General features: G+C 63.4%; 23 protein-coding genes. 4 read left to right on the forward strand and 19 right to left on the reverse strand.

Annotated features, from left to right (window positions below; genetic code table 11):
• Positions 1–376: 376 nt before the first annotated feature.
• The 15 genes from AC1DDS_RS18185 to phnG form a co-directional block, all read right to left on the reverse strand.
• Positions 377–883 (reverse strand): TIGR00645 family protein, encoded by a 507-nt coding sequence (locus tag AC1DDS_RS18185; protein ID WP_310410814.1) that lies wholly within the window; start codon positions 881–883, stop codon positions 377–379.
• A gap of 86 nt (positions 884–969) precedes the next feature.
• The gene (gene phnN, locus AC1DDS_RS18190; protein WP_477480176.1) at positions 970–1,575 is read right to left on the reverse strand and encodes a phosphonate metabolism protein/1,5-bisphosphokinase (PRPP-forming) PhnN; all 606 of its coding nucleotides are present in this window, start codon (positions 1,573–1,575) and stop codon (positions 970–972) included.
• Positions 1,572–2,711, reverse strand: coding sequence for an alpha-D-ribose 1-methylphosphonate 5-triphosphate diphosphatase (locus AC1DDS_RS18195; protein ID WP_477480177.1), 1,140 nt, complete (start codon positions 2,709–2,711; stop codon positions 1,572–1,574). Before AC1DDS_RS18195 ends, phnN begins: the two co-directional genes overlap by 4 nt.
• A gap of 1 nt (position 2,712) precedes the next feature.
• On the reverse strand, positions 2,713–3,420 hold the full coding sequence (locus tag AC1DDS_RS18200; RefSeq protein WP_477480178.1) for a DUF1045 domain-containing protein: 708 nt from the start codon (positions 3,418–3,420) through the stop codon (positions 2,713–2,715).
• 119 nt (positions 3,421–3,539) lie between these two features.
• Entirely contained in the window at positions 3,540–5,054 is a 1,515-nt protein-coding gene (gene phnE / locus AC1DDS_RS18205) for a phosphonate ABC transporter, permease protein PhnE (RefSeq protein WP_477480179.1), read from the reverse strand.
• Positions 5,055–5,064: 10 nt separating this feature from the next.
• Complete coding sequence (gene phnE / locus AC1DDS_RS18210) at positions 5,065–6,027, reverse strand: phosphonate ABC transporter, permease protein PhnE (RefSeq protein WP_477480180.1); 963 nt, start codon at positions 6,025–6,027, stop codon at positions 5,065–5,067.
• A gap of 102 nt (positions 6,028–6,129) precedes the next feature.
• Positions 6,130–7,035, reverse strand: coding sequence for a phosphonate ABC transporter substrate-binding protein (phnD, locus tag AC1DDS_RS18215; protein ID WP_477480181.1), 906 nt, complete (start codon positions 7,033–7,035; stop codon positions 6,130–6,132).
• Between the two features lie 82 nt (positions 7,036–7,117).
• The gene (phnC, locus tag AC1DDS_RS18220; RefSeq protein WP_477480182.1) at positions 7,118–7,975 is read right to left on the reverse strand and encodes a phosphonate ABC transporter ATP-binding protein; all 858 of its coding nucleotides are present in this window, start codon (positions 7,973–7,975) and stop codon (positions 7,118–7,120) included.
• A gap of 132 nt (positions 7,976–8,107) precedes the next feature.
• Positions 8,108–8,722, reverse strand: a complete 615-nt coding sequence (locus AC1DDS_RS18225; protein ID WP_477480183.1) for a DapH/DapD/GlmU-related protein — start codon at positions 8,720–8,722, stop codon at positions 8,108–8,110.
• The gene (phnL, locus tag AC1DDS_RS18230; RefSeq protein WP_477480184.1) at positions 8,719–9,426 is read right to left on the reverse strand and encodes a phosphonate C-P lyase system protein PhnL; all 708 of its coding nucleotides are present in this window, start codon (positions 9,424–9,426) and stop codon (positions 8,719–8,721) included. The genes AC1DDS_RS18225 and phnL overlap by 4 nt, the downstream gene beginning before the upstream one ends.
• Before the next feature lie 61 nt (positions 9,427–9,487).
• On the reverse strand, positions 9,488–10,264 hold the full coding sequence (gene phnK / locus AC1DDS_RS18235; protein ID WP_477480185.1) for a phosphonate C-P lyase system protein PhnK: 777 nt from the start codon (positions 10,262–10,264) through the stop codon (positions 9,488–9,490).
• Entirely contained in the window at positions 10,261–11,148 is an 888-nt protein-coding gene (locus AC1DDS_RS18240) for an alpha-D-ribose 1-methylphosphonate 5-phosphate C-P-lyase PhnJ (protein ID WP_477480186.1), read from the reverse strand. Before AC1DDS_RS18240 ends, phnK begins: the two co-directional genes overlap by 4 nt.
• Positions 11,145–12,251: a carbon-phosphorus lyase complex subunit gene (locus AC1DDS_RS18245; protein WP_477480187.1), complete on the reverse strand. Its 1,107-nt coding sequence runs from the start codon at positions 12,249–12,251 to the stop codon at positions 11,145–11,147. Before AC1DDS_RS18245 ends, AC1DDS_RS18240 begins: the two co-directional genes overlap by 4 nt.
• A gap of 3 nt (positions 12,252–12,254) precedes the next feature.
• Entirely contained in the window at positions 12,255–12,863 is a 609-nt protein-coding gene (gene phnH / locus AC1DDS_RS18250; protein ID WP_477480403.1) for a phosphonate C-P lyase system protein PhnH, read from the reverse strand.
• Positions 12,860–13,333 carry a phosphonate C-P lyase system protein PhnG gene (gene phnG, locus AC1DDS_RS18255; RefSeq protein ID WP_477480188.1) on the reverse strand — a complete coding sequence of 158 codons (474 nt, stop codon included), beginning with the start codon at positions 13,331–13,333 and terminating at the stop codon, positions 12,860–12,862. The genes phnH and phnG overlap by 4 nt, the downstream gene beginning before the upstream one ends.
• Before the next feature lie 94 nt (positions 13,334–13,427).
• Between phnG and phnF the strand changes: the two genes are divergently transcribed.
• Positions 13,428–14,159 (forward strand): phosphonate metabolism transcriptional regulator PhnF, encoded by a 732-nt coding sequence (gene phnF, locus AC1DDS_RS18260; RefSeq protein ID WP_477480189.1) that lies wholly within the window; start codon positions 13,428–13,430, stop codon positions 14,157–14,159.
• Positions 14,160–14,198: 39 nt separating this feature from the next.
• Here the strand turns inward: phnF and AC1DDS_RS18265 are convergent, their stop codons facing one another.
• Both AC1DDS_RS18265 and AC1DDS_RS18270 read right to left on the reverse strand, forming a co-directional pair.
• Complete coding sequence (locus AC1DDS_RS18265; RefSeq protein ID WP_310410858.1) at positions 14,199–14,363, reverse strand: DUF1328 domain-containing protein; 165 nt, start codon at positions 14,361–14,363, stop codon at positions 14,199–14,201.
• A gap of 140 nt (positions 14,364–14,503) precedes the next feature.
• Positions 14,504–14,701: a CsbD family protein gene (locus AC1DDS_RS18270; protein ID WP_477480190.1), complete on the reverse strand. Its 198-nt coding sequence runs from the start codon at positions 14,699–14,701 to the stop codon at positions 14,504–14,506.
• Positions 14,702–14,863: 162 nt separating this feature from the next.
• On the opposite strand from AC1DDS_RS18270, the gene AC1DDS_RS18275 reads away from it, so the two are divergent.
• Both AC1DDS_RS18275 and AC1DDS_RS18280 read left to right on the forward strand, forming a co-directional pair.
• A complete protein-coding gene (locus tag AC1DDS_RS18275) occupies positions 14,864–15,019 on the forward strand; it encodes a DUF3309 family protein (protein ID WP_310410864.1) in 156 nt (51 codons plus the stop codon).
• Between the two features lie 32 nt (positions 15,020–15,051).
• Positions 15,052–15,312 carry a glycine zipper domain-containing protein gene (locus tag AC1DDS_RS18280; RefSeq protein ID WP_310410867.1) on the forward strand — a complete coding sequence of 87 codons (261 nt, stop codon included), beginning with the start codon at positions 15,052–15,054 and terminating at the stop codon, positions 15,310–15,312.
• An 85-nt stretch (positions 15,313–15,397) separates the two neighbouring features.
• On the opposite strand, the gene AC1DDS_RS18285 is transcribed toward AC1DDS_RS18280, so the two are convergent.
• Positions 15,398–15,586: a NepR family anti-sigma factor gene (locus AC1DDS_RS18285; RefSeq protein ID WP_477480191.1), complete on the reverse strand. Its 189-nt coding sequence runs from the start codon at positions 15,584–15,586 to the stop codon at positions 15,398–15,400.
• A gap of 149 nt (positions 15,587–15,735) precedes the next feature.
• Between AC1DDS_RS18285 and AC1DDS_RS18290 the strand changes: the two genes are divergently transcribed.
• Positions 15,736–16,539, forward strand: coding sequence for a response regulator (locus AC1DDS_RS18290; protein WP_477480192.1), 804 nt, complete (start codon positions 15,736–15,738; stop codon positions 16,537–16,539).
• A gap of 60 nt (positions 16,540–16,599) precedes the next feature.
• Here AC1DDS_RS18290 and AC1DDS_RS18295 read toward each other — a convergent pair whose 3' ends face one another.
• Positions 16,600–16,947: a RidA family protein gene (locus AC1DDS_RS18295; RefSeq protein WP_310410876.1), complete on the reverse strand. Its 348-nt coding sequence runs from the start codon at positions 16,945–16,947 to the stop codon at positions 16,600–16,602.
• Positions 16,948–16,989 lie beyond the last annotated feature (42 nt).

Consider the following 16,989-nt stretch of genomic DNA (forward strand, 5'->3'; position numbering starts at 1 on the left):
CGAAGCGCAAAGCCGTCAGCCGATCTCGTCGGCCTCAGTTGCCAGCATCTCCAAGAAGAACTTCAGAGCGAGTTGGTCAGTCGCTAGCAGCGCCGCCGCCCTCGTTGGTGAGGCGGTTTCTAGGCCCAACCCCAAACCAAGTCAACAGCAAAAATGACGGTTTTGCGAAAATTGTCGGCCGTCCCATGGGGAAACCCTGAGTTCCCAGCGCTTACGGGCTGGAAAAAATCTTCACGGGCCTTAGCACCGTGGCGCGGCGGCCCATTGGCGCTCTGACGGGACCAGTCCTGGGCCGCGAGCGCCTGCCCGGAGCATGAAAAAGGCGCCGGCGGAAACTCCGCGGCGCCACTTCGCTCGCAACGATGGTCTGGATCGCTCAGGCCTTGATCTTCAACTGCGCCATGATCTTCTCGAGATAGCCGAGCAGCACGGCCGAGATCACGAAGGCGAGATGCATGAAGGTCAGCCACATCAGCTGCGTGGTGGTGTACTGCTGGGCGTTCAGGAACACCTGCAGCAGGTGGATCGACGAGATCGCCACGATCGAGGAAGCGACCTTGATCTTCAGGCTGCCGGAATCGAGCTTGCCGAGGAAGGAGACATCGCTCTCGGCCTGGTCGAAGCGGCTGACGAAGTTTTCGTAGCCGGAGATCATGACCATCAGGATCAGGCTCGCCACCAGCGCCGCATCGATCAGCCCCAGCATGGCGAGGATCATCTCGGCATCGTCCAGCGCGAAGACGTTCTTTGCCACCTTGAGGAATTTGTAGGCGAACGAGACGGCGTAGACGGCAAGTGCCGCGACCAGCCCGAGATAGAAGGCGACAAGGATCCAGCGGCTGGAAAGAATGATCCGTTCGACCAGGATTTCGAGGGATTTCATGGGGGATGGCGCTCCATCAGAATCTACTGTTTATCGCGCCTTGATTAACCAAGGGCCCTTTTTCCGGCAAGCGCCGATTGCTGAAGTCAATCCAGGGTTGACTGCAACAGATAGACGAAAGCGTCGCCGGCAACATCGAGGGGACCGCTGTTGTCGATGGTGACGGTGTCGAGACCGGCAGCCGCAACGCGCGGTTGGCGGTCGAGGCGGGCGGCAATTGCGCCGGCACCTTCACGGCCGCGCTTTGCCAGTCGCTCGGCCCGCACTTCGGCGTGGGCGGTGATCGTGACGATCTTCAGTCGCGGAAAGGCCGCGACGAAATCGGGCAAGGCCTGACGGCTGCCGTTGACGATCACGACTGCCCCCTGCCCCACCGCATCCAGCATTTCCGTCCTGATCCCGTAGGAGAGCCCGTGCGCGTCCCAAGAGACGCAAAAGGCACCCTCCTGCTTCAAGCGCGAAAACGTGGCCGCATCGACGCCGATGTGCGCCTCGCTGCCGGCATCCGCCGGCCGCGTGATGACGCGCCGCGCGAAGACGACCCGGTCGTTTCCGGCGAAGTGCCGGGCGGCAAAATCCATCACGCTGTCCTTGCCGGCCCCACTGGGACCGACAACGACGATCGCCATGCCGTGGTCAGCACAACCGGCTGGTTCGGTATCGAGTGTGAACATCGTCGCAGGCCCAGTCATGCCACCCGCCGGCCCTCGCGCCAGACGGAGCGGACAACCGGAACGCCGTTCGGACGACGCACACGCACAAGGTCGGCGCGAAGGCCGGCCGCGATCCGGCCGCGATCGTCGAGGCCGACCGTTCTGGCCGGTGTCGCAGAGACCATTGCGACCGCCTGGGGCAGGCTGATCGCCGCGATCTCGTCGGCGAGGATGAAAGGCGCGTGCATGAGGCTGAAGGGGACGTAATCGGAAGAAAGCACGTCGAGCACGCCGATGTCGGCGAGATCGCGCGCGGCGATGTTGCCGGAGTGCGACTTGCCGCGGACGATGTTGGGGGCGCCCATCAGGACGCTCAAGCCGGCGCCGTGCGAGGCCTTGGCCGCGTTCAGGCTGGTCGGGAATTCGGCGAGCCGGGTGCCGTAGCCGATCGACTCCTCGACGTGCTCGAGCGTCGCATCATCGTGGCTTGCAATGGTAATGGCGCGCGCGGCGCAGCGAGCGGCGATCGCATCCCGATGCGGCTTGGCGTAGCGGGCGGAGAGCGCCTGCTGCCGCTCGCAGAACTCGGCGAAGGCCTCGTCCGTCAAACCGCGCTTGGTCTTGTAGTAGAGCGTATACTGATCCATGCTCTGGAACTGCCGTTGCCCCGGCGCATGATCCATCAGCGAAACAAGCCGCACCTTCGGATCATCCTCGAACTCCTCGAAATGGTCGAGCACGTTATCGGTCGAGACCTCACAGCGCAGGTGGATCAGGTGCTCGGCGCGCAGGCGATCGTCGCGTTCTGCCTGGGCGAGCGCGTCGGCCATCGCCCGCATCTCGCCCTTCTCGAAGCCGCCATCCTCGTCGGCCCCCATGCGAAGGCAGTCGAACACCGTCGTGATGCCGGAGGTGACGACCTGGGCATCGTGGGCCTGGATCGCCGCCGTCTTGTCCCAGCGCACGCCCGGCCGCGGCGAATAGTGGGCCTCCAGATGGTCGGTGTGCAATTCGACAAGGCCGGGAAGCAGATAGTCCCCGTCCATGTCCTCTCCCGTTGCGGTCGACCGGTCGGAAATGTCGGCAATGAGGCCGTCGCGGATCAGCACCGCACCGTGGATGACATCGTCCTCGAGCACGATGCGGGCATTGGTGAGCGTCAGTTCGGTCGACATGTCAGGCAATCTTTCTGTTGGCCGTGCCGCCGAGCGGGAACAGCGAGTGTACGGTGAAGTCGGCGCCGCGGGAAGGTTCGCAGAAAAGGGCGAGGCCCGTGATGGAAAGCGGTTGGCCGTGGAAAGCGCCAAAATGGCGGGCAAGAGCCTGCTCCATCGCAGGTGCGTCCTCCGCCGGCACTCTTCCCGTCAGCGTCATGTGGAAACGGAAAGTATCGAAGACGTAAGGATAACCCCACTGAACGAGGTTCTGCCGTTCCTCGCTCGACAGTTCCTCCGGCTTGCGCCTTGCGATATCGGCAGAAGAGAGCGGGGCGCGGAAGCGATCGAAGCGGCGTACCACCTCGCCGGCAAAGGATTGCAGCGGTTCGTGTTCGTCCGCAGGGACAAGGGCGAAAAAGGATTCCAGCCGTCCGATCACGACCTCTGGAAGGTCGAACGCCTCCATCTCGGCGGTGAATTCGGCGATTTCGGCGACAAGTTTGGCCTCGGTGCAGCCGTCGGCCAGTGCAAACGGCGCCTTCAAGGTTGCGTGGAAACCGTAGCGGCGCGGATCCGCCGTCAGGGCCGCCAGCGCCGCCGATGAAAACTCGGGAACCGTCGGTTGTGCGACGGTGGCGCCGCTGAATGCGTCGCGGCCGAGCCAGCGGGCAGCGGCAAGCGCAAGTTCATCGCGGGCGACGGGCGTGAAATAGAGGGCGTAACGCAAATTCGATCTTCCTGTTCAATTCGGGGTCGCGGTTCGCGGAGATGGCTGCGCGCGGTGCAGGCGCAACGGGGAATCGTGCGGCGGCATCATGCCATGACCTCCGGCGATTTCCATTCCTCTCAACGGCTGCGTCCCATCAACCGGGAGCGCAGTGCATTTGAAATGCCGTCGAATACGAAGACAACGATCAGGATGAGAACCACCATGTAGGCGACGTTCTCCCAGTCCGAATTGGTGGCCATCGCTTCCCAGAGCTTCAGGCCGATGCCGCCGGCGCCCACGGCACCGATGATGGTCGCCGATCGCGTATTGGATTCCCAGAAGTAGAGCGCCTGGGAAGCGAAGACCGGGAGTACCTGCGGCACGACGCCAAAGCGCTGAACGGCGACGTTGGGTGCTCCGACGGATTTGACCCCCTCGCGTTGCTTGTCGTCGATGTTTTCCAGTGCCTCGGAGTAGAGCTTTCCGAGCGTGCCGGTGTCGGTGAAGAAGATCGCCGACATGCCGGCCAGCGGCCCGGGGCCGAAGGCGCGGGTGAAGAACAGCGCCCAGATCAGCATGTCGACCGAGCGGAGGAAATCGAACAGGCGTTTGGTCAACTGGTTCGAGATCCAGTTGCGGGTGATGTTGCGGGCCGCGACGAAGGCGAGCGGGAAGGCAACGAGCGTCGCCAGCACCGTGCCGACGAACGCCATCACGATCGTCTGCAGCAGCTTGGTCCAGACGTCGAGGTGCTGCCATTCGCTGTTGTAGAGGATGTTGTTCCAGGCGAGCGACAGGTTCGAGCGCGACGGATCGATGCGCTCGCCCCAGGCGATCAGGGAGAACACGTCGGCCGCCGGTTTGCCGAAGAAGGGCGACTGGGTATCGAAGATGAAATTGGCCCAGCCCAGTAAGCGCTTGCGGATACTGACCTCGTCCGCCTCGATCTCGGCCCAACCCGCAAGGCCGAAGGAGAGGACGATCTTCTCGCCGGGGCGCTTCTGGGTGGCCCACTGCGGCAGCGGATCGCTGTCAGCCGAGACGGTCTTGCCGTCCATGGCTACGTGCAGCGTTTCGTCACCGTGCTGGACGACCGCGTTGCCGGGAAGGACTTCGATACGGGTCGAGCGTCCCATCAGAACCTCGGCGCGGGTCACGACCTCCTCGGTGCGGGTTACGGTCTTTGCTTCGGCTGGCGGCGCTGCCTGCGTGGCAGAGCCGCCGAGCGCCGCCCCCGGCGCCATGAAGCTTGTCGCGGATTTCTTCACGGCGGGCTGCGACGACGCTGCGGCCGCCGGCAGTTCGACAGTGCGCGTCACCGTTTCACGGGTTGCGGTCAGCCAGTCAGGATTGGGATTGTCGCCGAGCGGTGAATAGCGCGGGTATCGGATCTGCATGGTTCCGTCCGGGGCCATGCGGAACTCCGGGCGTACTTCATAGGACACCCAGTCGGCGAGATAGGTGCCGGCGAGAGACCAATTCGCATTGTGGAGCACCGTGCCGACGGCGAAAAACCACCAACAATAGAGGCCATAGAGCACCGCGGCCAGCACAACCAGTGGCGTGCGTAAGCGAGACCAGAAGGAACGCGCGAAAATCTCCGGATGCCGGGCGGCGACCTGTTCCATCTCGGACATGTGAAGCTTGGCCATCGTTCGGTCCTTACTGTGCGAGTTGGAAGGCCTGGTCGCCGACGAAACGGCGTCTTGCCCAGGCAGATAATTGATCGACGGCGACGATCGTTAGGAAGAGCAGAAGGATGATCGCCAGCGTCTTGGCCTGGTGGTTCTGGCCGATCGAGAGGCGCAGCAATTCGCCGATGCCGCCGCCGCCGACGGCGCCGATGATGGTGGAGGCGCGCACGTTGATCTCGAGGCGCAGGAGGAAGTAGCTGATGAAATTCGGCATGACCTGCGGGACGATGCCGAACCAGACCCGCTCGATCCAGTTGCCGCCGGCCGCGCGAAGCCCCTCCTCCGCCTTCATGTCGGCATTTTCGACCACCTCGAAGAAGAGTTTGCCCAAGGCGCCGACCGTGTGAATCGACACCGCGATCACTGCCGGCAGCGGACCGAGCGAGAAGATCGCAAGGAAGAAGCCCGCCAGCACCACCTCCGGAAAGGCGCGCAGGATCTCCATCAGACGACGAACGATGCCGCGCACGAAGCGGTTCGGCATCAGCGTTCGCGCCGCCAGAAAGCAGAGGATAAAGCCGAAGAACGCGCCGAGGATGGTGGAGAAGATCGCGATGTTGAGTGTCTCCAGCATCTTGTAGAAATATTCCGGGACATAGAAGCTCTCCGTCAGGTAGAGCCGGCCTTCCGGATAGTTGTACTTGAAGCTGCCGTCGTCATACGGAGACGGCAGATCGAATAGAGCGCGGAACACCTCGAAGCCGTCGCGCGGGATCATGCCGCCGACGAAATCGAAGAGATGCGGGAGACGGTCGAAGAACTTGCCGGCATTGGTTGCGTTGGCAAACCACATCGAACCACCCAGCGCGAACAGGAGAATTCCAAAGCCGACCCAGGAGTAAAGCCGGCGCTTGGCGGCGAGCTCCTGCCAGTGACGCTCGATGAGCGCGCCGCTTTCGCTGAACTCTTTCGGAAGGGTGTTGAGGGCCATGGCGCTTTCCGCGTCTGCGCCTCTACGCTGATGGAAGAGGCTTCCTTCAAAAATGGCGTCAGCCAGCAAAACCGGCCGACGCCGTCAGATTTCCCAGTCGGCTCAGCCGCCGATCGTTGCCTTGCGGGCGTCGATGATCGGCTTGTAGAAGTCGGTGTTGACTTCGGTGAAGTTGGTGAAATCACCGCCCATGATGGCCGAGAAGCAGGCCGCGTCGGCCTTCGGCAGGTCGAGCATGAACTGCTTGAACTTCGCCTTCATGTCGTCAGCCATCGAGGAGCGCACGACGATCGGGCCGTTCGGGATCAGCGGCGAGCGCCACAGCTCGACCAGGTCGTTCATGTCGAGAACGCCCTTCTCGACCATCTTGTGCAGGTTGCCGGAGGTGTAGCCGTCCTTGAATTCGCCGACGCCCGAGCCGAAGGTCGTGCCGGCATCGAAGTTGCCCTTCAGCACTTCGAGGACGAGGTTTTCATGGCCGCCGCCGAAGCCGGTCTCGCCGAAGAATTCCTTGACGGGCGCGCCGATCGATTCCGGAAGCGTAACGAGCGGGACGAGGTAGCCGGAGGTGGAATCCGGATCGGCAAAGCCGAGCTTCTTGCCCTTCAGGTCTTCGACCTTGGTGATACCGCTGTCCTTGCGGGCGACCATGATCGAATAGTAGCCGGTGGAGCCGTCGGTCTGGACCGTCGTCAGGATTGGCTCGACGGCCTTGGGGTCGGCGAGATAGATTTTGGCGAAGCCGGAGGCGCCGAGTTCGGCGTAGTCGAGCGTACCGCCGAGCAGGCCCTGGATCACACCGTCATAGTCGGCAGCCGGGAAGAAGGAGACCTTCTCGAAACCGAACTCGGCCTTCAGCTTGTCGCCGAGGCACTGGTAGTTGCGCAGGCGATCGGCTTCGTTTTCGCCGCCGATGATGCCAACGCGGAATTCCTTCAGTTCTTCAGCCTGGGCGTGGCCGACCAGCGCCAAAAGGGCGACGGCGCCGAAAAGAGCTTTCTTCAGCATGATTTCTCTCCTGTTTGACCGGCCACGCCGGCTTTGAGAATGGCTTTGACCCTTGACGTGGGCCACTCGATCCTGGCCGCGGTCAGATGCCGGCCAGTGCCAACGGTTTCACGCTGGCGGATTCCTTGATGTTGTCCTGCACGAGCGCGGCAGGCTGGCGCCGAATACTCGTCGATGTCATGGTCTCATCGATCTCCGCACCATCGGCCCCCGCGCCATAGATCGACCGCACCGCTTCGGCGTCGAGGTCCCGCGGCGCGCCGTCGAAGACGACCTTGCCGGCGGACATGCCGATAATGCGCTCGCAGTAGTTGCGGGCGGTGTCGAGCGTGTGGAGATTGGTGATGACGGTGATGCCCTCGTGCTCGTTGATGTCGCGCAGCGCGTCCATCACGACCTTGGCGTTGAGCGGATCGAGCGAGGCGATCGGTTCGTCGGCAAGGATCATCTTCGGCTGCTGCATCAGCGCACGCGCGATCGCCACACGTTGCTGCTGGCCGCCGGACAGCGTGCCCGCCATCTGCAGTGCCGTCTGCTCGATGCCGAGGCGCTCGAGGGCGGCGATCGCCATGATGCGCTCCTCGCGGGTGAACATGTTGAGGATGCTGAGCGCCGTCGAGCGATGGTTGAGACGGCCGAGCAGCACGTTGGTCAGCACATCGAGGCGCGGCACCAGGTTGAACTGCTGGAAGATCATCGCGCAGTCGCGCTGCCAGTTGCGCAGGGCAGCGCCTCGCAACGCGGAAACCTCGACATCGCCAAAGCGGATTGCCCCTTCGGTCGGCTCGACAAGCCGGTTGATCATGCGAAGCAAGGTGGACTTGCCCGCACCGGAGCGACCGATGACACCCACCATCTGGCCCTGCGGGATGTCGATGTTGACCGCGTTGACCGCGGCGTTCCCGCCAAACCGGCGCGTGACGTTCATCAGGCGAAACATGGCATCCCTTTCGAGGGTTCATTCATTGACGTTGTAGGGGGCTTTAAAGGTGCTCAATGAAGGCCGGATGTCAGTTTCATGTCTGTTCGGTAACAATCCACAAAGCCCGGTTTTCCCGGGCTTCGCGCTTGTTCAGGCCTCGTAGCGGTCGAGGAAGTTTTCCGCGTCGAGCGCGCGGAAGTCATCAAGTGCAGAACGCAACCGGGCATGATCCCAGTCCCACCAGGCAAGTCGTTCGAAGCGTTCGACAAGTTGCCTTGGAAAACGCTCGCGGATCAGTTTCGCCGGCACCCCGCCGACGATCGTGTAGGGTGCTACGTCCTTGGTGACGACGGCCCCGGAGCCGATGACGGCGCCGTTGCCGACGTTGACCCCCGGCAGGATCGTCGCACCGTGGCCGATCCAGACGTCATGTCCGATCGTCACGCGGTGCGCCCGCCGCCAGGCGAAGAAATCCGCTTCCTTGTCGGCATCCGGCCAGTAGTCGGCAGCGCGATAGGTGAAGTGGTGCAGCGTCGCGCGCCAGGTCGGGTGGTTCGTGGCGTTGATCCGCACCGACGAGGCGATGTTGGCGAACTTGCCGATCGTGGCGCACCAGACCGAGCAGTCCTCCATGATGTAGGAATAGTCGCCGAGCTCGGTCTCGCTGATGCGGGACCGCTCGGCGATTTCGGTGTAGCGGCCGAGCGTGCAGTCGGTCACTTTTGCGGTCGGGTCGATCAGCGGCGTTTCGGAAAGCTTTGTCACGCGGCGGCCTTTCTGGGCGAGAAAGCGGAAACGTCTATGATCCGGTCGGCCACCTCCGTGCGCACGTCGTCATCGTGGAAGATGCCGAGAAGCGCCACCCCTGCCCGCTTCTTCTCCTCGATCATCCCGACGACGATCTCGCGGTTCCTTGCATCGAGCGAGGCGGTCGGTTCGTCGAGCAGAAGGATGCGGTGCTCGGTGATGAAGCCGCGAGCGATGTTGACGCGCTGCTGCTCACCGCCGGAGAATGTGGCGGGCGGCAGTTGCCAGAGTTCGCGCGGCAGGTTCAGCCGCGACAGCATTTCCTCCGCCCTTTCGCGCGCGACCGCAGGATTCTCGCCGCCCGCGACAAGCGGCTCGGCAACGACATCGACCGCAGCGACGCGCGGCACGACGCGCAGGAACTGGCTGACATAGCCGAGTGTCACGCGGCGGACGGCAAGAACGGTGCGCGGGTCGGCGCTTGCAAGGTCAATCACCCTGCCTTCATGCTCGACGAGGATCTGCCCGCCGTCGACGCCATAGTTGCCGTAGACCATCTTCAGGAGCGAGCTCTTGCCGATGCCGGACGGTCCGCCGAGGACGACGCATTCGCCAGCCTTGACGGAAAAATTGACGTCCGAGACGACCGGCAGGCGGATGCCGTCTCGAAGGTGCATGATGAAGCTCTTTGCGACTTCGGATACGACGAGTGGGGTCGCCATGGTGATGTCCTTTTGCTGGACCGGGCACAGCCGGGCGTGAAGCCGGCACGCGGCGGTCGGATCAAACCTGCAGGATGGAGGAGACGAGAAGCTGGGTGTAAGCCTCGCGCGGGTCGTCGAGGACACGGTCGGTCAGACCCTGTTCGATCACGTGACCGTCCTTCATCACCATCATCCGGTGCGACAGGAGGCGTGCGACGGCGAGATCGTGGGTGACGATGATCGCCGAAAGCCCGAGGTCGTGCACGAGACCGCGGACCAGGTCGAGCAGACGTGCCTGCACCGAAACGTCGAGACCACCGGTCGGCTCGTCCATGAAGACGAGGCGGGGCGACGTGACGAGGTTGCGGGCGATCTGCAAGCGCTGGCGCATGCCGCCGGAGAAGGCGCGCGGCTGGTCATCGATGCGATCGGTGCCGATCTCGACGCGCCGCAGCCAGTCGCCGGCGGTGTCGCGGATGTTGCCGTAGTGGCGCTCCCCGACTGCCATCAACCGCTCGCCGACATTGGCGCCGGCGGAGACCGTCATGCGCAGGCCGTCGGCCGGGTTCTGGTGCACGAAGCCCCAGTCGGTGCGCATCAGGTAGCGGCGTTCGGCCTCTCCCATGTGGGCGAGGTCGCGCATCTGTCCATCGCGCATCCGATATTCGATCATGCCGGAGGTCGCCGGCAGGCGGGTGGCGAGGCAATTGAGCAGCGTCGTCTTGCCCGAGCCGGATTCGCCGACGATCGCCAGGACCTCGCCCGGCCAGAGCTCGAAGGAGACGTTGCGGCAGCCGATGCGCGCGCCATAGAATTTCGAGATGTCGCGGACTTTGAGAAGGGGTTCATCGCTCATCGTGCAGCTTCCTTGTCGTAGGCGAGCATGGTGCCGCAATGGCCGTGTTCGCGGCGGTCTTCGCAGTGATCGGTGTCGGAGCAGACGAACATCCGTCCGCCCTTGTCATCGAGCACGACTTCGTCGAGGTAGACATTTTCCGCGCCGCAGAGCGCGCAGGGACGATCGAACTTCTGGATTTCGAACGGATGGTCCTCGAAATCGAGGCTGACGACGTCGGTGTAGGGCGGCACGGCATAGATGCGCTTCTCGCGCCCTGCGCCGAAGAGCTGGAGCGCCTCCGACATGTGCATCTTCGGATTGTCGAACTTCGGCGTCGGCGACGGGTCCATGACGTAGCGCCCCTCCACCTTCACCGGATAGGCGTAGGTCGTGGCGATATGGCCGTTCCTGGCAATGTCCTCGTAGAGCTTTACATGCATCAGGCCGTATTCTTCGAGCGCATGCATCTTGCGCGTCTCGGTCTCGCGCGGCTCGAGGAAGCGTAGGGGTTCGGGGATCGGCACCTGGTAGACCAGCGTCTGGCCGGCCGTCAGCTTCTCCTCGGGAATGCGGTGGCGCGTCTGGATGATCGTCGCCTCGCGCGTCTTGGTCGTGACCGCCACGTTGGCGACCTTCTGGAAGAAGGCGCGGATGGAGACGGCGTTCGTCGTGTCGTCCGCCCCCTGGTCGATGACCTTCAGCACATCCTCGGGCCCGAGGATCGCCGCCGTCACCTGCACGCCGCCAGTGCCCCAGCCATAGGGCATCGGCATTTCGCGGGAGGCGAAGGGCACCTGATAGCCGGGAATGGCGATCGCCTTCAGGATGGCGCGGCGGATCATTCGCTTCGTCTGTTCGTCGAGGTAGGCGAAATTGTAGGTCGCCAGTTCTGCCGTCGTCATTCTGCGGCCTCCGCAAGGTCGTTGCCCAAGTTTTGCGCGGCTTCGTATTCGCGCCGCATGCGGCGCACGAGGTCGAGTTCGGCCTGGAAATCCACGTAATGCGGGAGTTTCAGGTGCTCGACGAAGCCGGTCGCCTGCACGTTGTCCGAGTGCGAAATGACGAATTCCTCGTCCTGCGCAGGCGCGACGATGTCCTCGCCGAATTCCTCCGCACGCAAGGCCCGGTCGACCAGCGACATGGCCATCGCCTTGCGCTCGCTCTGGCCGAAGACGAGACCGTAGCCGCGGGTGAACTGCGGCGGGTTTTTCGCAGAGCCCTTGAACTGGGCGATCATCTGGCATTCGGTGACCTGGATACGGCCGAGCGAGACGCAGAAGCCGAGCTCCGGCATGTCCAGTTCCACCTCGACCTCGCCGATGCGCACTTCGCCTACGAAGGGGTGGGTGCGGGCATAGCCACGCTGGGTGGAGTAACCGAGCGCCAGCAAAAAGCCCTCGTCGCCACGGGCGAGCGCCTGCAGGCGCAGGTCCCGCGCCATCGGAAACTCCAGCGGCTCGCGCGTCAGGTCGCCTGCGACATGGCCGTCCGGCAGGCTGCCGTCATCCTCGACGAGACCTTCACCGGCGAGAATGTCGGAGACGCGCATGATCGGCTCGCCGGCTTCGTCGCGCTCCAGTGGTGCCTCCACCGCTTCGTCGGTCAAAAGCGACGGGTCCAGCAGGCGGTGCGTATAGTCGAAGGTCGGCCCGAGCAACTGGCCGCCCGGCAGGTCCTTGTAGGTTGCAGATACGCGGCGCTCGACAACCATTTCCGCAGTCTCGACCGGCAACGAGTAGCCGAACCGCGGCAACGTGGTGCGATAGGCGCGCAGGATGAAGATCGCCTCGATCATGTCGCCACGGGCTTGCCGGATGGCGAGTGCCGCAAGAGTACGGTCGTAAAGCGAAGCTTCCGCCATCACGCGATCGACGCCGAGGCCGAGTTGCGCGACGATCTGCTCGATGGTGATGGACGGCAGGTTGCGGTCGCCGCGACGGCGATCGGCAAGCAGGCGATGGGCGTTGGCAATGGCGGCCTCGCCACCCTTGACGGCAACATACATGGCTCAGGCCTCTCCGTTTCGAATGATTGTGGTGCGCGGCAGGCAGACGACGGCGTCGCCGGCCACGAGGATCAGGTCCACGCCGCGGGGGAAGAGTGCGCGATTGGCCTGCGCCAGCGACAGGAAGGCTTCCGGAAGCCCCTTCGGCGCAATCCGCACCTCGTTCCGGATTCCCGGCCCGGTCAGGACCAGCGGCCTGCCGCCCTCGAAGCTGTCGATCTCGATCACGATCGTCGTCGAGCGGTCCGGATATTCCTGCGTCCCTTGCGAGAACACGCCTAAGCCCGGCACCACGCCCCCCTTCTCGATGAAGGCGAAGCTGGCATCCTGCTTCTCGCTCGTCACCGTCGCGCCGGTATGGAACGACAGCCAACCGGGCAGCTTCGACTTGGCGAGTTGCGGCGTCAGCCAGACGGACGTGTCGTGATCGCAGAGCGTCAGCGCCACCGCGCCGGCGGCTGCTTCAAGCGGCTGGGGCGGCCTTGCGCCTGCCGGAATTCGGCCGATCGTGCCTGGGCGGGCCATGCAGTCCATGACGACCCGAAAGACTGCCTGCGCGGCAAACACCGGCTCGGGGAACCCACCGGAAAAGATCTGGGTGTCGGTCATCAGTCGTCTCCGCGAACCATGGTGAAGAAGTCGACGCGGGTGGCGGCGGTCTGGCGAGCCTTCTTCGCGTCGTCGGCCTCGATGCGGGCGGAAACCTCGTCGAGCAGACGCCGGACAGCCGCATCGTGCTCGGAGCCCTGGAGAAGGGCATCGAACACGGCGGCCAATCGCGCCTTTTCTCCATCGGCTCCAAGGGTCTGGCCGTGCCCGACCACACCGCTCTCGAGACGCACGCTGGCGCGTGTCGCCGTCACCTCGCCGAGATTGAACGGCGCGCCGCCACCGCCGATCCGGCCGCGCACCATGACGAGCCCGGTCTCGGGGCCGCGGACCGGAGCAACCGCGGGCTTGGCTTCCAGCGCCCCCCAGGCCTTCTCGAGTTCGGCGCGCGTCGCCTTGGCGAGGAGGCCCATCGCCCGCTTGCGCGCATCCGGCTCCGGGCCGGGCGACGGCTGGTTTCGCAGTGCTGCCATTTTCATCTCCACTCGCTCAGTCGTCTATTGATCTAGACAACTAGACATCTTATGCTCTGGTCATAATCAAGCAAGGTGACAGGCTTGTGACGGGATGAGAAAAACGATCGAGCGCAGATCCGGCGTGGCTCTCTGGCGGCAGATTGCCGACCGGATGCGGCTTGCGATCAACAATGGGGACTATGACGACACCGGCATGATGCCGTCGGAAGCGACGCTGGCAGAGACGTTCGGCGTTAATCGCCACACGGTGCGCAGCGCGCTGGCTTCGCTTGCCGATGAGGGCATGGTGCGTGCCGTGCAAGGGATCGGAACGCTGATCGAGCGGCGTGACCGCCTGACGTTCCCGATCTCGCGCCGGACGCGTTTTTCACAGGGTCTCGGCGGCCAGGCGAAAGAGTTGGAGGGGCGGCTGGTTCAGCAGACGACCGAACCGCCCTCGCCGGTCGTCGCCAAGGCGTTGAACCTGGCGGCTGGAGCCGGCTGCATCCGCCTCGAAACGGTGGGAATTGCCGACGGAAAGCCGATCTCCGCTGCGACCAGTTACTTCCCCGCCGATCGGTTTTCGACGATCGGCGACGTGTACGAGCGCACAGGCTCGATAACCAAGGCGCTCGCCGAACTGGGGATCGACGACTATGTCAGGTGCTCGACGGAAATTTCAGCGTTCCATGCCGAAGGCATCGACCTGCGGCTGCTGAAACTGTCTCCAGGAGCCATCCTGCTGGTAACGACGGCGATCAATGCCGACACCGATGGCCGGCCGATCCAGTATTCCCGGTCGCGCTTCGCGGCGGACCGGGTGAAGTTCTTCGTCGAAACGTGAAAGGAGCGGCACTCTGGCCGCCCCTATCGTCCGCCGCACTCAAACCCGTCTTGACCATCCGAAGAGCAGCGAAATGACGAGCAGCGCCAGGAACACGAAGAACAGGATCTGGGCGATGCCCGCCGATGCGCCTGCGATGCCGCCGAAACCAAGAACGCCGGCGATCAGCGCAATGACGAGAAATACAAGCGCGTAATAGAGCATTGTGGAACTCCTCTTTTGTCATCGAGAGGAAAAACGAGGAGTTGCGTAGAAAGTTCCCGTTCGAAAACGCGGGTAGCGCTGGATAAAGATAAGCGCCGCCGCGAGCAATGTCGTGGCGGCGCTAGAACTATCAATGGACCTCAGTGACGGCCTTGCCATTCGTCGATCTGACGTTCGGCTTCCTCCTTGGCAATTCCATAGCGCTGCTGGATCTTGCCGGCGAGTTCGATGCGGCGACCGTCGATCACGTCGAGGTCATCGTCCGTCAGCTTGCCCCATTGTGCCTTGGCCTTACCCTTGTACTCTGTCCACTTGCCCTCGATGATATCCCAATTCATGGCGAATCCTTCCTTTGCTTTGCAACGTGCATTGCGACGGTGGAACGTCTGCGGTGCCAGATCGTTCCGCCTCCGATCCCTCCGGGCAGAGGGATACCCAACAGGAACAAAAGCGTAGCAAGCGCGTTAGCACTTCGGTCGCAACCTTTTCGGGAGTGCACGATGTTAGGCACAATTCTGCTTATCGTTTTGATCCTGCTGTTGATCGGCGCTCTGCCGCGTTGGGGCTACAGCGGTAATTGGGGATACGGGCCGTCGGGCGGCCTTGGACTTCTCATCGTCATTCTGCTTATTCTGGTCCTGATGGGGCGCATCTGACCTTCGCATATTTCATTTGAAAAGGAGACGGAATGAAACAGCTCATCGTTGCAGTGACAATCGCCCTGTCGGCACTCGCGGCCACATCCTGCACCCAAACGGAAAAGGGTGCGACGATCGGCGCGGCATCGGGCGCCATCATCGGCGGCGCCGTGACGAACAAGGTCGGCGGTGCCGCGGTCGGAGCCGTGGCCGGCGGCGCGATCGGAGCTCTCATCGGCAATGCTAGCGAGCCTGGCCGATGCATTTATCGCGACCGCTATGGGCGTCGCTATGAAGCCCCCTGCCGATAAGCACGACACACGCGAGAGAAGAGGCGCGCAATCGGCGCGTCTCTTCTCGTGCGGTTTCGTCTCGTGCTTGCGTGCAGGACACGGTTTACCGCGGCGTCTTCGCCTTCCGCTCCGCCTCGTCCAGCTTTTCGAGAAGATCGAGCAACTCTTGCGGAAGCGGCTCCGCTTCGATCGTGTCGTAGAAGGATCGCAGCCTTCGGCCCACCACGCTGTTGGGATCCAACGTGTTCCGGGTCCGCCCGCGCTTGCTATGGCTGACAGCCGGCTTGTTCATAGCCATGTGCTCCTTGCCGCCGGTGAACCATCCTCATTTCGCCGCAGATCCCGCCTATCCAATGGAGTTCGAGTTCGCGCCACCATCGTTTTCGTCATCTGAATCTACAGGAAACGAGCTGAATTCGAAACGTGTCGAGGGAGAAGTTAATGTCGCTATCCACCCGAATCGCCCCCCACCTGCCGTTGTTGCGGCGTTTTTCCCGCGCGGTGACGGGTTCCCAAACCTCCGGTGACGCATATGTGGCCGCGATGCTTGAAGCATTGATCGACGACATTTCCCTTTATCCGGCAGGGAAGGACGACCGCATCAGCCTGTTCAGGCTCTACTGCTCGCTGTTCGACTCGATGCAGGTGACGATCTCTGAGGCCTCCCAATCACCTTTCGGTTGGGAACGGCAGGCGGCGGCCAATCTCGACCATGTCGCGCCCCTCGCCCGCAAAGCCTTCCTGCTTGTGGCCGTGGAGGGCTTCGACATTGCCGAGTGCGCCTACATCCTCGACGTGGGCGAGGCGCAGGTCGGCGAGTTCCTGGATCAGGCCGCCACGGAGATTTCCCAACAGGTCACGACGGACATCCTGATCATCGAGGACGAGCCACTCATCGCCATGGACATCGAGGACATGGTCGCTGGCCTCGGCCACCGGATCACCGGTATCGCCCGAACCCGCAGCGAGGCAAACGAGCTCTTCCGGCGCTCGCCTCCGGGGATGGTGCTGGCGGACATCCAGCTGGCCGATGGCAGTTCGGGCATCGACGCCGTCAACGACATGCTCGAAAGCAGCAGCGTTCCGGTGATCTTCATCACCGCGTTTCCGGAAAGGCTTTTGACCGGGGAACGCCCGGAGCCGGCCTTCCTGGTGACCAAGCCGTTCAATCCGGACATGGTCAAGGCACTGATCAGCCAGGCGCTCTTCTTCGGCGAGCAGGCGCGGCTGGCGAAAAGCGCCTGAGCGCCGAACACTGAAGGCGGGCCTACTATGGTGGCCCGCCCGCTTTTGCTGCGATCAGGTTCAGGCCAGGGCGGCCGTGACGATGATCTCGACGAGGTATTCCGAGGTCGCCAGCTTCGACTCGCCCGTTGCACGCGCCGGAGCATGGCCCGGGGCAACCCAGGCGTCCCAAACGGCATTCATCTTCTGGAAGTCGGCCATGTCTGCCATCCAGACCTGGGCAGAGAGGACCTTCGTCTTGTCGGTGCCGGCGAGCGCCAGGAGGCGGTCGATCTGCTCCAGCACCTGCTTCGTCTGGGTGGCAACGTCCGCGCCGGCTTCACCAACCTGACCCGCGAGGTAGACAGTGCCGTTGTGGATGACGGCCTGGCTCATGCGCGCGCCGGTTTCAATGCGAGTAATGGTCATGGGTTCGTTCCTGTCGTTTTCTGGTCAAGCCCCGTGGCCGGC

This window comes from Mycoplana sp. 10N416 (assembly GCF_056394765.1).

Excerpts from the sequence above, each read along its gene's own strand:
- AC1DDS_RS18185 (WP_310410814.1), bottom strand. The coding sequence starts at position 883 with ATGAAATCCCTCGAAATCCTGGTCGAACGGATCATTCTTTCCAGCCGC.
- phnN (WP_477480176.1), bottom strand. The coding sequence starts at position 1,575 with ATGACTGGGCCTGCGACGATGTTCACACTCGATACCGAACCAGCCGGT.
- AC1DDS_RS18195 (WP_477480177.1), bottom strand. The coding sequence starts at position 2,711 with ATGTCGACCGAACTGACGCTCACCAATGCCCGCATCGTGCTCGAGGAC.
- phnE (WP_477480179.1), bottom strand. The coding sequence starts at position 5,054 with ATGGCCAAGCTTCACATGTCCGAGATGGAACAGGTCGCCGCCCGGCAT.
- phnE (WP_477480180.1), bottom strand. The coding sequence starts at position 6,027 with ATGGCCCTCAACACCCTTCCGAAAGAGTTCAGCGAAAGCGGCGCGCTC.
- phnD (WP_477480181.1), bottom strand. The coding sequence starts at position 7,035 with ATGCTGAAGAAAGCTCTTTTCGGCGCCGTCGCCCTTTTGGCGCTGGTC.
- phnC (WP_477480182.1), bottom strand. The coding sequence starts at position 7,975 with ATGTTTCGCCTGATGAACGTCACGCGCCGGTTTGGCGGGAACGCCGCG.
- phnL (WP_477480184.1), bottom strand. The coding sequence starts at position 9,426 with ATGGCGACCCCACTCGTCGTATCCGAAGTCGCAAAGAGCTTCATCATG.
- phnK (WP_477480185.1), bottom strand. The coding sequence starts at position 10,264 with ATGAGCGATGAACCCCTTCTCAAAGTCCGCGACATCTCGAAATTCTAT.
- AC1DDS_RS18240 (WP_477480186.1), bottom strand. The coding sequence starts at position 11,148 with ATGACGACGGCAGAACTGGCGACCTACAATTTCGCCTACCTCGACGAA.
- AC1DDS_RS18245 (WP_477480187.1), bottom strand. The coding sequence starts at position 12,251 with ATGTATGTTGCCGTCAAGGGTGGCGAGGCCGCCATTGCCAACGCCCAT.
- phnG (WP_477480188.1), bottom strand. The coding sequence starts at position 13,333 with ATGGCAGCACTGCGAAACCAGCCGTCGCCCGGCCCGGAGCCGGATGCG.
- phnF (WP_477480189.1), top strand. The coding sequence starts at position 13,428 with ATGAGAAAAACGATCGAGCGCAGATCCGGCGTGGCTCTCTGGCGGCAG.
- AC1DDS_RS18265 (WP_310410858.1), bottom strand. The coding sequence starts at position 14,363 with ATGCTCTATTACGCGCTTGTATTTCTCGTCATTGCGCTGATCGCCGGC.
- AC1DDS_RS18270 (WP_477480190.1), bottom strand. The coding sequence starts at position 14,701 with ATGAATTGGGATATCATCGAGGGCAAGTGGACAGAGTACAAGGGTAAG.
- AC1DDS_RS18275 (WP_310410864.1), top strand. The coding sequence starts at position 14,864 with ATGTTAGGCACAATTCTGCTTATCGTTTTGATCCTGCTGTTGATCGGC.
- AC1DDS_RS18280 (WP_310410867.1), top strand. The coding sequence starts at position 15,052 with ATGAAACAGCTCATCGTTGCAGTGACAATCGCCCTGTCGGCACTCGCG.
- AC1DDS_RS18285 (WP_477480191.1), bottom strand. The coding sequence starts at position 15,586 with ATGAACAAGCCGGCTGTCAGCCATAGCAAGCGCGGGCGGACCCGGAAC.
- AC1DDS_RS18290 (WP_477480192.1), top strand. The coding sequence starts at position 15,736 with ATGTCGCTATCCACCCGAATCGCCCCCCACCTGCCGTTGTTGCGGCGT.
- AC1DDS_RS18295 (WP_310410876.1), bottom strand. The coding sequence starts at position 16,947 with ATGACCATTACTCGCATTGAAACCGGCGCGCGCATGAGCCAGGCCGTC.